The organism is [Clostridium] saccharolyticum WM1, from assembly GCF_000144625.1.
GTDB classification, from domain to species: domain Bacteria; phylum Bacillota; class Clostridia; order Lachnospirales; family Lachnospiraceae; genus Lacrimispora; species Lacrimispora saccharolytica.
The window spans coordinates 4,179,842-4,194,018 of record NC_014376.1 but is presented as its reverse complement, the minus strand read 5'-3'; the positions used below and the strand labels follow the sequence as shown (position 1 = coordinate 4,194,018).

Sequence of the window (14,177 nt, the reverse complement as noted above, 5' to 3'; positions counted from 1 at the left end):
TTACACCTCGCCATTATAAAAACTTGATTTATATTTCAATAAAGTGTCTTCCACTTCATTCCAAATCCACACCTGTTCTCCGTTATCTTCAAACACTTTTCCATGACTTTTTGCACCATCAATCTTCATCTGAGCATAGTTGCTCTTAAATGTTGGAACATATAATTCAGGATGCTCCTTGTCGCTACAAAGATTTTCCATCATACCAATAGTAGCTTCATCTGCTATAGCCAATGCTGTAAAATAGGCTTTTATAATTTTGTGATTATACTGTTCTGGTTTTAATGCCCAAACCGGAATTCGGTTATTGGCCTTTCCAAAAAAGTCTTTATCTGAATTTATGGATTGTCTGGTGTTTGATTTTGTATGATATATTTGCGATGCCTTTTCAAAAGCGTTAGCAATGTAAAGTTTCATACAGTTTTGAATAGCCAAATTCTTATCTTCGGTATTCAAAGATAGTGCCATGCAAAACTTTTCGTATATGTCGCCATCAACTTCAAAACTAATTTTTTTATCCATATTGTCACTTCCTTCCATATAATACTATGATACTACTGCAAATGCAAAAGTCAATACTCATTAGTATATTAGTGTAGACTTCTGAATCTTAATGTGGTATCTTGTGTTGCTAAAGGAGGGCGAAAATATGCCAAAACGATTTGATGACCTATACCACAGTTTCTGTAACAAGCAAGACTTTACAAATCGTATGCTTTCCGTTGAAGAAAGCAATAAGGATTTGATCAGCAAACTTGCAGAAGCAGACGGAAAAGCTGTACTACGAATCATTGATGCATTAGAAATGATTTGCAATTACCAAAGCAAGGCGAGTTTTATTCAAGGTTTCAAATTAGGCTTTGAACTGACAACTGAATTACAAAACTACAGTTCCCACAGTGCTGAGATAGACTCTCAAAACTGTGGGAATTCTTTTATGCCGCAGGAGGTGCAGAAAAATGAAGAAGAAAACTAAAATCATACTTACAGCATCCATGCTCACGATTTTTTCTCTGACGGTAACAGCCTATCACTGGCAACCACCAATACCACCAAATCAGCCCGACAGTCGCCCAGTATCGGCACTTACAGAGAGCATTAGGGATAACACCCCACCCGCAGAAAATAAAGCCGTTGTTGCGGACGAAAGCCCAATAATCAGCACCCAAAACACATCACATGACAGCACCCTTACAGAAACCAATTTTGAGCCACCAACTACAGCTGACAGCAAGGGAATTTTGACGGAGAGCAGTCCCCAAAGGGATAACCCTACCCCCACACATGCACCATCAAAAAACACCATCACAACCAAGACCTGTGAGCCCCAGATGGGAGATACCCGTATCGTAAATGGTCAAAAGCAAAGCTACTTCTTAGGCTTCGGCTGGGTAGACGATATGGGCGAGAATGAGGTTATCTACTGCGAGGGAATGTACGAGAACGGCAACAAAATTGGCAGCATGGGCGGTGGCACCTTTGTAGACGGCGATGGGGACATCAATAAAATGATCGGTATCATGGATTAAATATTAAAACAAGAACAAGGTGACGGTACCAGCCATACCGTCACCTTGTTCTATTTCTTAATCTCCGACAAATATTCCTCAATGTTAATTTCATCATTTTCGGCTTTTGTACGCCACTGGATTGCCCAGCTTGCCCACTGCTCAAATTCAGAAACCGTCATTTTCTTTTTCATATATCTTGCATAATGCGCCTTGTATGCACGGTTATAGCCTTGCCATACAGGGTCATTTTTGCATTTATCATCATATCGCTTTCTTGCACCAACCTCTCGGCAGGTTTTGGTGTTGTCCTGTGGTGCAGTGCGTTCGCAGTAGTCGGTATACTTACCAGATTGAATGAGGAAATACTGACTGCAGTTCTCACATCTCTTTGGCAGGTAGTTTGTTTCGATGCCACTAAATAAATCGTAATATAAAAATGCTCCCAGTGACTGGAACTTATATGTTTTGCAAAGAATTGATTTCCCTTTCTCATCTGCCAAAACAGAATGAGAAAACATACCGTATCCCGAAGTAAAATTCAAATATGGTGTTGTTTTTAAACTATCATATTTTTTCAGAAAAACGGTAAATCGTTCTGCTAAAACACTATTATCCAAGAACTTATGCTCTGCATTTAAGTAGTTGTCTATAAAATCAACATACACTTCCTTCACACGCAAAATATCATCAATAAAAGTGATATAGCGTTCAAATAGATTTTTTATATCTGTATTCAGTGTCTCCAAATCAGCAGACATTTCATAATCAAAAAGCTCCTCTTTTAAATCCCACGGCTCAAATTTCGTAATATAAAAATTATGTCTGTCTTCTCCGCAATCGGAATCTACATAATGATTAAACCCATATTCATTTGAAAAATCATCGCTATATAAAAGCTCGTCTTCCACTTCATCGGTATCGCCTGTTTCCCATATCCAAGGCTTTGTGTTTAATACATCAACTAATTTTTCTGAGTGCAGCTGACTACTGCTTGCAATATGGCTGGCAATGGATAGCTGATTAAAATATTGATCTATGAGTCGCATCGCTCCCTGTGCTTTCTGCACATGGGAGTTGTATTGTTCTATTCTGAAAATTTCCATATTCCCAAATAGGTCAAGCTGAGGAAGCTCCCTTACTAAAGTTTCTCTGCAGCCTTTCAAATTAGGCACCTTGGAGTTTAATATTTCTACCAAAACCTCATTAGTCAAAAAGGCTTTTTTGCCTTCCAAATAAATATCGTTGTCCTTAAAATTTGCTGTAAAAGTAAACATACAAGCTCACCCCTTTAAACATGAAATAGATGATGCAAAACACAAAAATAGAAAGTGTTTTTGTAATAGACAATAGCATCGCAAAAAATAGAGAGTTTACGAAAATAGATAATCCCAACTTGATAAATAGAGAATGTATAATTTATTGTACCACATCTATTTACAACTTGCAATAGTTGCTGTATGCTTTTGATAGATGATAGCTATCAATCTTACAACATCTATTTGAAAGGAGAGCAAATGAAGAAGTTTAACACCATCACAGGAGAAGAATTACTGTCTAAAGAAGTTAGGGAAATCCCTTTCATCATCAAAGATTTAATTCCTATCGGGCTTACACTTCTTGCGGGTTCAGCAAAGGTGGGAAAAAGCTGGCTTGCGCTTTGGCTTAGTATCGCTGTTGCCAAGGGCGAAGCTGTTTGGGGATATGAAACCACAAGGTGCACCACGCTTTATCTCTGTTATGAAGATAATGAAATTCGTATTCAAAACAGGCTTTTAGAAATTACAGACGAAGCTCCAAACAATGTTCATTTCTGTACAGAGGTTTCAAAATTAGGTGGTGAGCTGGAAACTCGCATCAGAAATTTTATTGCAGAACATCAAGACACAAAACTGATTATCATTGATACCCTGCAAACAATTCGCAGTCCCAATACAGAAAGCACCTACTCCAATGATTACTCTGATTTGACAATTCTCAAAAAGCTTGCCGACGAATACAAGATTGCTATTTTACTCATTCACCATTTTAGAAAACAAAAAGATGGTGATGTGTTCAATCAGATCACAGGCTCAACGGGTTTGCAGGGAGCAGTGGATACCATGTTTACACTAAGTCAAAGTAAGCGTGGTGAAAAAACAGCAACCCTTTCTTGTGTTGGTAGAGATATTGAAAGTCGGGAATTGGAGCTGGAACGCAGTGAAGATAATATCTGGATTAAGCTTTCAGACAGTCTCTCAGAAAGCAATCTAAAGGATTTAAGTTTTATCAAAGCAGTAGAAATTTTTATGTGTGATAAGGATAGCTACATTGGAAATGCCACGGAATTATCGACCCTGCTTAATCAAATAAGTGACGATGATTTTTCGAACAAATCCATCTCCAAAAATATCAAGCGGTTATCCAAAAGCTTTGAAAAGCTTGGAATACTGGGCTTTGCACGACGTAGCAATGGGAAAAGAATTATAGAAATCGTTAGAATTGGTGACGATAGTGCCGACCAAAAGCGTGTGTCATAATTCTTGACCCTATCGGCACTTCGTGGCGACAAACCAAGCGCCATCGTTGCCCTCTGTTTAACACTGTGTGGCGAGATTCACGATGGGATGGCATAACACCACCATATCTTCAAAAACAGCCACCAAGCGAGCAAGTGCCGACATTTTTCTTCTCTGCCAGTTACCCCTTGAACCGCAAAGATTACCGCTACCACTTTCTCTCCTCGGAGAGAGCCAGCATCGCATTCGGCTACACGCCGATGCAGCTGGGCGGGAGTACCCGCACCCATTTAGTAACGATGAAAGGAGCATATCGAATGAAAAATGCAAGACTCAATCTAAGAATTACCCCCGAGAATTTAGAGAAAATCCACCGCAAAGCAAAGAGGGCAAATAAGACCCTCACCGACTATGTCACTGCCACCTGCCTCGGCAAGGAAATAGTCATTATTACTGACCTCGCAGAGGTACTCAAGGAGCTAAAAGCCGTGGGTAGAAACCTCAATCAGCTTACCACCCTTGCGAATATGGGCAGAGTGCAAGCTATAAATTTAACGGAAACACTGGAGTGTTTTACCCAAATCAATCAGAGCATACAAGAGATTTTAGAGCGTAGGAGGTGGTCAGCATAGCCATTGTCAGCTTTGCTAAGTTTAAGAAAAAGCAGTCACGAGCCAGTATGTCTGCGGTGATGAACTATGCCATGAAAACTGAAAAGACCTTGTGCGAGGGGGAACGTTTGGTGTCTGGGCTGAACTGTTCTCCCCAAACGGTCTACCACGAATTTATCAACACCAAGCTGTTACACGGCAAGGACAGTGGAAGAATGTACTACCACATGGTACAGTCCTTCCCCAAGGGCGAAGATGTTCCACCTAAGCTTGCACACGAAATGGCGGTCAAGCTTGCTGAGCATTTCAAAGATTACGAGGTGTTAATCTGCACCCACACCGACCGCGACCATATACATTCCCACTTTATTATCAACTCTGTTGCCTTGGAAACAGGCAGAAAGTTTCACATCAGCACCCCCGAGATAGAACCGATACGACAGCTCAATGACAGACTGTGCATGGAATATGGCTTCGAGATTTGTAAGCCAAAACCAAAATTTGACCGCACCAAATCTATGAGCGTTGCGGAATACCACGCAGCCGCCAAGGGCGAAAGTTGGAAAATGCGGTTGATGAATACCATTGACGAGTGCATGAAATACGCTGTCAGCAAGGCGCAGTTTGTTGAGCTGATGGAGTTTGAGGGCTACTCAGTCAAGTGGGCGGACAGCAGGAAAAGCATAACCTACACAACACCCAAAGGCATGAAGTGCAGAGATGACCGCTTGCACGAAACAAAATATTTGAAAGAGAGGATGGAGCTTGAGCTACGAATCAGACAGAAAATTATCACTGGAAGAACTCAAACAGAGGAACAAATCAGCACCACCATCACCACCACCGACAGCCAATCCCTGTCCCCTGACACAGCAGGACTTGGACGAGCTATTCGAGATTTTAATCACGATGAAGAGCCAACTGAAAGCCTTGCAACAGCAGAACCACAGCATCAAAACGCAGATGAACAACCTACCCACGAGGACGGAGTTGGAGAAAATCAGCAAGAGCCTGTCGCAGATACAGCAGACCTTATCACAGGCTGGGAGCAAGAAAGAGCGTTCCTTTTCTCTGCCCAAGTTGAAGCTACCCAGCATAAACTGGACGGTTTTACTTTGGATACTCATCAGCTTGCTACCCTTGGGAGTGATATTGTCAGCCTTGGTCGTTCTGTGGAATCTCTTGGTGAGTCCCCTCCTGTAAGAGATGCTACCACAACTATTACACCAAGCACACGCAGAAAGAAAAAACTGGCTGTCGGTCAAAAAGAAGATGACCACGAGAACCAAGAATTTAAAATGACAATGTAAGAACTTCACCCATTTGCAAAGTCAAAGATTTTGAATGGGTTACGAGAACCTTGATACTTCGTATGATGGAGGAATTTAATGAATAAAAATACTGGATTTTATGGAGAAACCATGCCTTTAACAAGGCAGCAGGATGGAAGGATAATGTCTGTCTATCGTGATGCGGGGGTATATTTTGACGAAGCCGGTATGCGTACCGAACGACAGATGAGGATAAACGGTCAAACCTTCTTTGTTACTTCTGTATTTCCAATGGTTGCAACAGCTACACCCACAGAAAAAATCATTAAGCTGATTGACTTGGATGTAATGAAAAAAGCTGAATAGTTTCAGTTATTCAGTAGACTTTGGCAAATCGTTTGGGTATGATGTGGTTGCGGTTCTACCGCACACATCGTATTCAGTTTGCCAAGAGAAAGGAGCCGTAAAAATGGCAAACGATAAGTACACAATTTTATATGCAAGGCTAAGTCAAGATGATGGTAGTCAAGGTGAGTCCAACAGTATTAATAACCAAAGGTTGATTTTAGAAAAATACGCAAAGGAAAATGGTTTTGAAAATCTAAAATTCATGGCGGATGACGGTTTCTCGGGTACGAATTTTAACAGACCATCGTTCAAGGAGCTAATGTTGCTCGTGGAAAATGGCCAGGTCGAAACCATAATCGTAAAAGATATGAGCCGATTTGGTCGTGAGTATTTAGAGGTAGGCAGATACACAGAAATCGTATTTCCAAACTACGATGTTAGGTTTATCGCTATCGGTGATGGCATTGACAGTCTGTATGGCAATGATGATTTTACCCCTTTTAAAAATATAATTAACGAGCTTTATGCAAAAGACTGTAGCCGAAAAATTCGTGCAGCAAAGCGTGCCAAAGCTGAAACAGGTGCTTGGCTTGGTGGCAAGCCACCCTATGGTTATATGCGTGACCCTGAAAATCCAAAGAGCCATCTTATTCGCGATGAAGAATCTGCCGAGGTTGTAAAGCTGATATTTTCTCTCTGTGTTGGTGGTAAAGGTCCCAATCAGATTGCACGAGAGCTAAAAAAGCGTGAGATACTCACCCCAGCACATTACTATTATCGCAAAGAGGGGAAGAAGAATGCCAAGCTGAATTTGGAGCAGCCATACAAGTGGCACTCTGAAAATGTGATTCGAGTTTTGGAAAACGAGGTCTATCTTGGACACACTATCAGCCTTGTGAACACCACTAAGTCCTATAAAAACAAGAAGCGTGTGGTGCGTCCCACAGATGAGCAAGTGCGTTTTGAAAATACCCATGAAGCTCTTGTGGACAAAGAAACTTGGGATATCATCCAAAAGCTAAGAGAAAGCAAAATCAGACCAACACCTATGGACAACCCTAACATTTTCTCAGGACTGTTATACTGTCAGGACTGTGGGGACAAGCTTGACCTCTATCGCACCCACACCAAAGGCGAGAATTACAATAATTTCAAATGCAGAACCTACAACAAAAACGGTAAAGACTTTTGTACATCACACTACATCAGAGAGGATGCTATTAAAGCAATTGTGCTGGACGATTTAAGGCGTGTCACTCACCTTGCTCGAACACATGAAAGCTTGTTTGGAAAGTATCTCAACAAGAAAAATACCGCACAGGTGCAAAGTGATATTTCAAATTTGCAGCAAAAAGTAGTTAAGCTTAAGCATCGTGAGGAAGAATTAAAGGCACTTTTCAAACGACTATATGAAGATAATGTGCTTGGCAAAATTCCAAACGAAGTCTTCCGTGCCCTAAGTCAAGACTACCTTGACGAGCAAAAAGAAGTAGCCGTTGCTATCCCAGAGAAAGAACAAGAGCTTGAAAAACTCAAAAGCAGCATCGCCAATGTAGATTTATTTATAGCTAAAGCCAAGCAGTATCCTGAAATTCCAGAGCTGACTTCAGAAATTCTACACCTGTTTATTGATAAGATTGTGGTTGGTGAAAAGTCAGAACGATACTCAAGAACAGCGTTTCAACAGGTGACTATCTACTATCGTGATGTTGGATTACTGGATTTAGCTGATACGCAGGCACTGCAAAGGGAATTAGGCGTGGCATAGGAATAGCAAAAGGCAGACAGCTCGGTGAAAGCTGTCTGCCCAAATGCAACAAAACTATTGAATTAAAAATCTTTCCCTATAACACGGTGGTTAAAACCTGAACCGACTTTTTTCTTTTAAAGGAATGGAACTCCAAAAATAAAAATTGTGGCAATTTCATTCAGGCTGCAGCCGGCAGGCGGAATGGAATGTAACGAATTCATTGACAGGATTTATTTTTATAACACCAGAACCAATCCACACAATTTAACCCCGCTGTTTCCGGATCATTGATACGGGCTAAGGTCTGATCATAGGTGCCTGGCGGAGGTACCAGTGCCGGATTGCCGGGTTCCCAGTTGGCAGGAGTTACAACGCTGCATTTATCGGTTGTTTGAAGTGCGGTTAACAGACGCAGTATTTCATTGATATTTCTGCCGTTGGATAATGGATAAATCAGGATAGCGCGAATAATCTGGTTCGGGTCAATGAAAAAAACATTCCGGACGGTTTCCTGCTTATTGGCATCAGGAGCGATCATGCCGTAAAGGTTTGCAACCTCAGCCATGCGGTCTGCAATAACCGGAAACGGAATTTCAATGCCCGTTAATAAACGGATTTGATTTACCCATGCCAGGTGGGAGGGGTTGCTGTCTATGCTTAAACCCATCAGTTGTGTATTTAATGCTTCAAAGTGATCGTTTGCCTGTGCAAAAGCTATAAATTCGGTGGTGCATACCGGCGTAAAATCACCAGGGTGAGAAAAGAGAATCACCCATTGTCCTTTGTAATCGGACAGCTTTAGCGGTCCAAAGGTTGTCATGGCAGTAAAATCAGGGGCTTTCATACCAATGCTAACGTTCATTGCGGTTCCTTGAGAGATAATTCAAGATATTATATGACAGCATAAATGCTGTGTTTCGGTATTTTATCAATTATTCAATAGAGTCATCCCAAAACTTAAAACGATCATATAGACAGCCGCTTTATTCCCAGATCAGAGAAATGTGATATTCCTTTTTCCCATCAGCAAACGGGATTTCCTTTCCATCCACAGGCGTTCCATCCACCACTATGGAAACCTTGCCGTCCGGTTTTCTATGATCTGCATGGATATAATAATCCGCTCCCCGGAATTTCCGGACTGCGGAGAATTCCCTGATGGAATCCGGCAGGCAGGGGTCCACGATTAAACCCTTGAAACCAGGGCGGATCCCCAAGATATACTGGGAAATACATACAAACGACCATGCGGCGGTCCCTGTCAGCCAGCTATTTTTGGCCTCTCCAAAATGAGGTGCATCCTTTCCTGCAATCATCTGTGCATAAACATAAGGCTCTGCCTTGTAGATTTCACTGCTGTCCTCCCTGTGGGCCGGACAAGTGCGACGGTATACTTCATAAGCACGGTTTCCCCTGCGGAGCATGGTCTCTGATATGGAGATCCAGGGATTGTTGTGGCAGAAAATCCCTGCGTTTTCCTTATAGCCGGGAGGATAGGAGGAAATTTCCCCCAGGTTTTCCTGATACCTGGTGTATGCCGGCTGGTGCAGGACAATTCCATGATCCGTATCCAGCAATTCCTTTACGCTGTCCAACGCTTTTTCAGCAAAACCCTCTTCGATACCAATACCTCCCATGATGCAAAAGCCCTGAGGTTCTATGAATATTCGGCCTTCCCTGCATTCCCTGGATCCGACCTTCTGTCCCAATGCGTCATAGGCACGCAAAAACCAGGCCCCATCCCAGCCGGATTGTATCACGGCATCGGAAACCTCCTGTACGGATGCTTCTGCTTCGTCTGCTTCGGCGGTCAATCCCATCAGCCGGCATAATTGGGCGTATTCTTTTCCGTATTTTACATACATGCCTGCAATCATGACGGATTCCGCTACAGGCCCTTCCGAAGGACCGGTGGTTTGAAAGGATTCTCCGGGTTCTGTGGAAAAACAGTTTAAGTTCAGACAGTCATTCCAGTCAGCCCTCCCGATCAAAGGCAGACCGTGGGGCCCCAGGTGGGTTTTGGTAAAGCGGAAGGACCGCCTCAAATGCTCCATAAGGGGCTGGCTTTTCTCCGGATCGTTATCAAATGGTACGGATTCCTCCAAAAGACTTAAATCACCGGTTTCCCTGATATATGCCGATACACCGGCAATGAGCCATAATGGATCGTCATTAAAGCCGCTTCCAATGTCCCTATTTCCCTTTTTTGTCAAAGGCTGGTACTGGTGATAAGCGCTTCCGTCTTCAAACTGGGTGGAAGCAATGTCAATGATCCGTTCTCTTGCCCGTTCCGGAATCATATGTACGAACCCAAGCAGATCCTGGCAGGAATCCCGAAAGCCCATGCCCCGGCCGGTGCCTGACTCGTAGTAAGATGCGGAGCGGGACATGTTAAAGGTTACCATGCACTGATACTGGTTCCAGGTATTAACCATGCGGGCTGTTTTTTCATCGGCCATAGTGACGGAATAGTTGGAGAGAAGCTGCTCCCAGTATTGCTTTAAAGCAGCGAGGGCTTCGTCAACCTGTTGGCTCGTATGATATTTGGCCAATACAGCCTTGGCGGATTTCTTGTTGATGACATTGGGAGCAGTCCACTTTTCTTCCCTGGGATTTTCCCCATAGCCCAATACAAAAATAAATCCGGTTTCTTCTCCTGGCTCCAAATGAAGGGTCAGGCGGTGGGAGGCGATGGGGGACCAGCCGCTTGCCATGGAATCTCCGGAAGTGTTCTTTTTCACCATAAACGGCAGCTGGTTGGAGCCGTATACTCCCACAAATGTGTTTCTGTCCGTGTCAAAGCCTTGAATGTCTGCATTCACAGAATAATAAGCGTAATGGTTGCGCCGTTCTCTGTACTCTGTTTTATGGTAAATGACAGAGCCCTCTACCTCGACCTCTCCGGTGCTTAAATTTCGCTGAAAATTGGTCATGTCATCCACGGCATTCCATAAACAGAATTCCACATAGGAGAACAGGGTAAAATCTTTTGGTTCCCTGCTTTCGTTTTTTAAAACCACCTTATGAATCTCACAGGTGTCATGCAAAGGAACAAAAGCAGTAACTTCGGCAAATAAGCCGTCCTTCATTCCTTTGTACTTAGTGACCCCAAGTCCGTGACGGCATTCATAAAAATCCAGGGCTGTCTGGGTGGGCTGCCATCCAGGATTCCAGATGGTGCCGTTTTCATTGATATAATAATAGTGTCCGTTGCTGTCCAGAGGGACGTTGTTGTAGCGGTACCGTGTCAGCCTTAACAGCTTTGCATCTTTATAGAAGCTGTAGCCGCCTCCGGTGTTGGAAACCAGGGAAAAGAAATCCTCAGTACCCAGATAATTGATCCACGGCAGGGGAGTATCTGGGACTGTAATCACATATTCTTTTTCCTGGTCATCAAAATATCCATATTTCATAATTGAATAACTCCTTTCTGATCCTCTCATCTCATGGCATGATTGATGGCCAAATTACTAAAAAACATTTTTCGAAAACGATTAAGAAAAAAATAAGGGAGTTATAGGGCCATAATATACCATCCATTTTAATAATTCAAGAGATATTTCAAAAAATAAAACGCCTCATGTTTATCGGTTGTAAATAATGTACAAAATTTCATATGGATAATTATTATAATTAGATAAAAATTCAAAAGAATATTGATTTATTCCGAAGAAAGGGGTATATTAGAATTACGAAAACGATTAAGTAAAAGGATGAGACATATGATTTCTATGAAAGAACTGGCACAGCACTGCGGAGTATCCGTTGCCACAGTAAGCAAAGCACTGAATGATCAGAATGACATCGGGGAGAGTACTAAAAACAAGATCAAAAAGGCAGCAGTAAAGCTGGGGTACTATCCCAACGCTGCAGCAAGGTCATTAAAGACAAACAGAAGCTACAACATCGGTGTTTTGTTTGTTGATGAGGCCAACAGCGGTTTGACTCATGAGTATTTTGCGGCCGTACTGGAAGGCTTTAAGGTAGAAGCGGAGAAACAGGGGTATGACATAACGTTTATTAATCGTCAGATAGGAACACAAAAAGTCTCTTATTATGATCATTGTAAATATCGAAATGTGGACGGCGTGGTAATCGCCTGTGTGAATTTTGACAATCCGGAGGTGATTGACCTTTTGGCCGGTGACATTCCCGTGGTTACCGTTGATCACATCCACGAAAACTGTTCCTCGGTTTTATCTGATAACATTAAGGGAATCCAGAGCCTGATGGAATATGTTTATGAAAATGGACACAGAAGGATCGCGTATATCCACGGACAGATGAATACTGCCGTTACAAAGGCAAGACTGACCAGCTATTACCGGTTTATGGAGAGCAATGATCTGCATATTCCGGACCGTTATGTATTGGAGGCAGATTATCTGGATGTCAGCCAGGCCATGGCATACACCAGGGAACTGCTGGACAGAAAGGATCCTCCCACCTGTATTTTATACCCGGATGATACGGCCTTAATCGGTGGGTTAAATGAAATACGGGCAAGGAACTTAAGGGTCCCGGAGGATATTTCCATTGTCGGATACGATGGCAGCCGGATCTCACAGCTGTTGAACCCAAAACTGACCACCATACGCCAGGATACGGCCGCCATTGGCATGCAGGCCGCTAAAAAATTAATAAGCACCATCGAAAAACCCAAGACAACTTTTACGGAACAGATCATTGTAGAAGGAGAGCTGTTGAAGGGAGAATCGGTTGGAAAAGCTAATATTTAATGATAGTCATATCAGAAAAGGAGAGGGTAATATGAGGAAGAAAGTAGTAAGTGGATTGCTGTGTGCTGCTATGGCAGCATCGCTGATTGGAGGCTGCAGTTCCAAGAGCACTCAAAGCACTCAGAGCGGAAGCGAAGCTCCGGAGACCACCGCCAAGGAAGCCGCAACAGAAAAGGGGACCGGCAGCGCCGAGGGGAAAGTGGTGAATATCTATGTCTGGAATGATGAATTTAAGGCAAGATATGAGGATTATTATGCCTCCAAGCTGCCTGCCGGGTATACGGTGAATTTTGTAACCACTCCCAGTGAAAACAACGCCTACCAGAATGCCCTGGATGAGGCTCTGTTAAATCAGGCTGATGCAAAAGCAGATGATAAAGTGGATATGTTCCTGGTAGAGGCAGATTACATTTTAAAATATGTAAAATCTGACAGCAGCCTTGATTTAAAGGAGATCGGCATCACAGAACAGGATATGTCCAAACAATATAACTATACCAAGGAAATTGCCCAGGATTCGAACGGCGCACAGAAGGGGATTTCCTGGCAGGGCTGCCCGGGACTTTATATTTACCGCCGTTCTATAGCAAAGGATGTCCTTGGAACCGACGATCCTGCAGAAGTTCAGAAGGCGATCCATGATTGGGATTCCTTTGATAAAACTGCAGAAAAGATGAAAGAAAAAGGTTATTTTATGGTATCCGGCTTTGATGACTCCTATCGCACCTTCTCCAATAACGTATCCGCTCCGTGGGTCGATGGAAATAAAGTGGTCATTGATCCGAACATGGAAAAATGGGTGGAGCAGACTAAAAATTATACGGATAAAGGGTATAACCAGAAGACGATCCTTTGGGCGGCTGAATGGGCTGCCGGACAGGGACCGGAAGGCAAGGTTTTTGGATACTTCATGCCTGCATGGGGCGTTGATTTCGTTATGGCAGGAAACTCCCTAGCAACAGCAGAAGCGGATGGAGGAAAGCAGGAAGTAGGAAATGGCTGTTATGGTGACTGGGCAGCAACCATTGGTCCGGAGTCCTATAACTGGGGCGGAACCTGGCTTTGTGCAGCTAACGGAACTGATAACCCGGAAATCGTTGCAGATATTATGAGAACCATTTGCTGTGATGATGCTACGATGAAAAAGATCGTGGAGGAAAAGAATGATTTTGTCAATAACAAGACTGTAATGGAAGAATTGGCAAAGAGTGATTATAAGTCAGCGTTCCTTGGCGGGCAGAATCCTCTTCAGATGTACTGCGATGCGGCTGAAAAAATTGATATGAGCAAGATTTCTCCTTATGATCAGGGTCTGAATGAAGAATTCCAGACCGCCATGCATGATTACTTTAACGGTACCGTTGACAAAGACACGGCAATCAAGAATTTTTACACTGCAATTACTGAAAAGTATCCGGAATTAAAGACAGAATAGTTGTGAGCGGCAGGACG

General features: G+C 42.9%; 13 protein-coding genes. 9 read left to right on the top strand and 4 right to left on the bottom strand.

Translation table 11 applies throughout. The features are described 5' to 3' along the window. Positions 1-522: a hypothetical protein gene (locus tag CLOSA_RS19445; RefSeq protein ID WP_013274439.1), complete on the bottom strand. Its 522-nt coding sequence runs from the start codon at positions 520-522 to the stop codon at positions 1-3. Positions 523-649: 127 nt separating this feature from the next. On the opposite strand from CLOSA_RS19445, the gene CLOSA_RS19440 reads away from it, so the two are divergent. After that, positions 650-976 carry a DUF6809 family protein gene (locus CLOSA_RS19440; protein WP_013274438.1) on the top strand — a complete coding sequence of 109 codons (327 nt, stop codon included), beginning with the start codon at positions 650-652 and terminating at the stop codon, positions 974-976. After that, entirely contained in the window at positions 960-1,529 is a 570-nt protein-coding gene (locus CLOSA_RS21955; protein ID WP_013274437.1) for a DUF6550 family protein, read from the top strand. The genes CLOSA_RS19440 and CLOSA_RS21955 overlap by 17 nt, the downstream gene beginning before the upstream one ends. Before the next feature lie 50 nt (positions 1,530-1,579). Here CLOSA_RS21955 and CLOSA_RS19430 read toward each other — a convergent pair whose 3' ends face one another. Continuing rightward, on the bottom strand, positions 1,580-2,785 hold the full coding sequence (locus CLOSA_RS19430) for a DUF6076 domain-containing protein (protein WP_013274436.1): 1,206 nt from the start codon (positions 2,783-2,785) through the stop codon (positions 1,580-1,582). 240 nt (positions 2,786-3,025) lie between these two features. Here CLOSA_RS19430 and CLOSA_RS19425 point away from each other — a divergent pair, with 240 nt between their 5' ends. The 5 genes from CLOSA_RS19425 (at position 3,026) to CLOSA_RS19405 (ending at position 8,004) form a co-directional block, all read left to right on the top strand. After that, positions 3,026-4,027 carry an AAA family ATPase gene (locus CLOSA_RS19425; RefSeq protein WP_013274435.1) on the top strand — a complete coding sequence of 334 codons (1,002 nt, stop codon included), beginning with the start codon at positions 3,026-3,028 and terminating at the stop codon, positions 4,025-4,027. 296 nt (positions 4,028-4,323) lie between these two features. Continuing rightward, positions 4,324-4,638 carry a plasmid mobilization protein gene (locus CLOSA_RS19420; RefSeq protein WP_013274434.1) on the top strand — a complete coding sequence of 105 codons (315 nt, stop codon included), beginning with the start codon at positions 4,324-4,326 and terminating at the stop codon, positions 4,636-4,638. After that, positions 4,626-5,927, top strand: coding sequence for a relaxase/mobilization nuclease domain-containing protein (locus CLOSA_RS19415; protein ID WP_013274433.1), 1,302 nt, complete (start codon positions 4,626-4,628; stop codon positions 5,925-5,927). Before CLOSA_RS19420 ends, CLOSA_RS19415 begins: the two co-directional genes overlap by 13 nt. Before the next feature lie 78 nt (positions 5,928-6,005). Beyond that, positions 6,006-6,254: a hypothetical protein gene (locus tag CLOSA_RS19410; RefSeq protein WP_013274432.1), complete on the top strand. Its 249-nt coding sequence runs from the start codon at positions 6,006-6,008 to the stop codon at positions 6,252-6,254. Positions 6,255-6,357: 103 nt separating this feature from the next. Beyond that, positions 6,358-8,004, top strand: coding sequence for a recombinase family protein (locus CLOSA_RS19405; RefSeq protein ID WP_013274431.1), 1,647 nt, complete (start codon positions 6,358-6,360; stop codon positions 8,002-8,004). Positions 8,005-8,203: 199 nt separating this feature from the next. Here CLOSA_RS19405 and CLOSA_RS19400 read toward each other — a convergent pair whose 3' ends face one another. Then, positions 8,204-8,848: a peroxiredoxin gene (locus CLOSA_RS19400; RefSeq protein ID WP_013274430.1), complete on the bottom strand. Its 645-nt coding sequence runs from the start codon at positions 8,846-8,848 to the stop codon at positions 8,204-8,206. 121 nt (positions 8,849-8,969) lie between these two features. Next, positions 8,970-11,399: a GH36-type glycosyl hydrolase domain-containing protein gene (locus CLOSA_RS19395; RefSeq protein ID WP_013274429.1), complete on the bottom strand. Its 2,430-nt coding sequence runs from the start codon at positions 11,397-11,399 to the stop codon at positions 8,970-8,972. 309 nt (positions 11,400-11,708) lie between these two features. Here CLOSA_RS19395 and CLOSA_RS19390 point away from each other — a divergent pair, with 309 nt between their 5' ends. Together CLOSA_RS19390 and CLOSA_RS19385 are read left to right on the top strand one after the other, a co-directional pair. Continuing rightward, positions 11,709-12,725, top strand: a complete 1,017-nt coding sequence (locus CLOSA_RS19390; RefSeq protein WP_013274428.1) for a LacI family DNA-binding transcriptional regulator — start codon at positions 11,709-11,711, stop codon at positions 12,723-12,725. Between the two features lie 31 nt (positions 12,726-12,756). Then, positions 12,757-14,160, top strand: coding sequence for a type 2 periplasmic-binding domain-containing protein (locus CLOSA_RS19385; RefSeq protein ID WP_013274427.1), 1,404 nt, complete (start codon positions 12,757-12,759; stop codon positions 14,158-14,160). The last annotated feature ends 17 nt before the right edge of the window (positions 14,161-14,177 follow it).

What these genes read in the sequence shown, in the direction of transcription:
- CLOSA_RS19440 (WP_013274438.1), top strand. Translation starts at nt 650, where the DNA reads ATGCCAAAACGATTTGATGACCTATACCACAGTTTCTGTAACAAGCAA.
- CLOSA_RS19430 (WP_013274436.1), bottom strand. Translation starts at nt 2,785, where the DNA reads ATGTTTACTTTTACAGCAAATTTTAAGGACAACGATATTTATTTGGAA.
- CLOSA_RS21955 (WP_013274437.1), top strand. Translation starts at nt 960, where the DNA reads ATGAAGAAGAAAACTAAAATCATACTTACAGCATCCATGCTCACGATT.
- CLOSA_RS19385 (WP_013274427.1), top strand. Translation starts at nt 12,757, where the DNA reads ATGAGGAAGAAAGTAGTAAGTGGATTGCTGTGTGCTGCTATGGCAGCA.
- CLOSA_RS19405 (WP_013274431.1), top strand. Translation starts at nt 6,358, where the DNA reads ATGGCAAACGATAAGTACACAATTTTATATGCAAGGCTAAGTCAAGAT.
- CLOSA_RS19395 (WP_013274429.1), bottom strand. Translation starts at nt 11,399, where the DNA reads ATGAAATATGGATATTTTGATGACCAGGAAAAAGAATATGTGATTACA.
- CLOSA_RS19390 (WP_013274428.1), top strand. Translation starts at nt 11,709, where the DNA reads ATGATTTCTATGAAAGAACTGGCACAGCACTGCGGAGTATCCGTTGCC.
- CLOSA_RS19420 (WP_013274434.1), top strand. Translation starts at nt 4,324, where the DNA reads ATGAAAAATGCAAGACTCAATCTAAGAATTACCCCCGAGAATTTAGAG.
- CLOSA_RS19400 (WP_013274430.1), bottom strand. Translation starts at nt 8,848, where the DNA reads ATGAACGTTAGCATTGGTATGAAAGCCCCTGATTTTACTGCCATGACA.
- CLOSA_RS19445 (WP_013274439.1), bottom strand. Translation starts at nt 522, where the DNA reads ATGGATAAAAAAATTAGTTTTGAAGTTGATGGCGACATATACGAAAAG.
- CLOSA_RS19425 (WP_013274435.1), top strand. Translation starts at nt 3,026, where the DNA reads ATGAAGAAGTTTAACACCATCACAGGAGAAGAATTACTGTCTAAAGAA.
- CLOSA_RS19410 (WP_013274432.1), top strand. Translation starts at nt 6,006, where the DNA reads ATGAATAAAAATACTGGATTTTATGGAGAAACCATGCCTTTAACAAGG.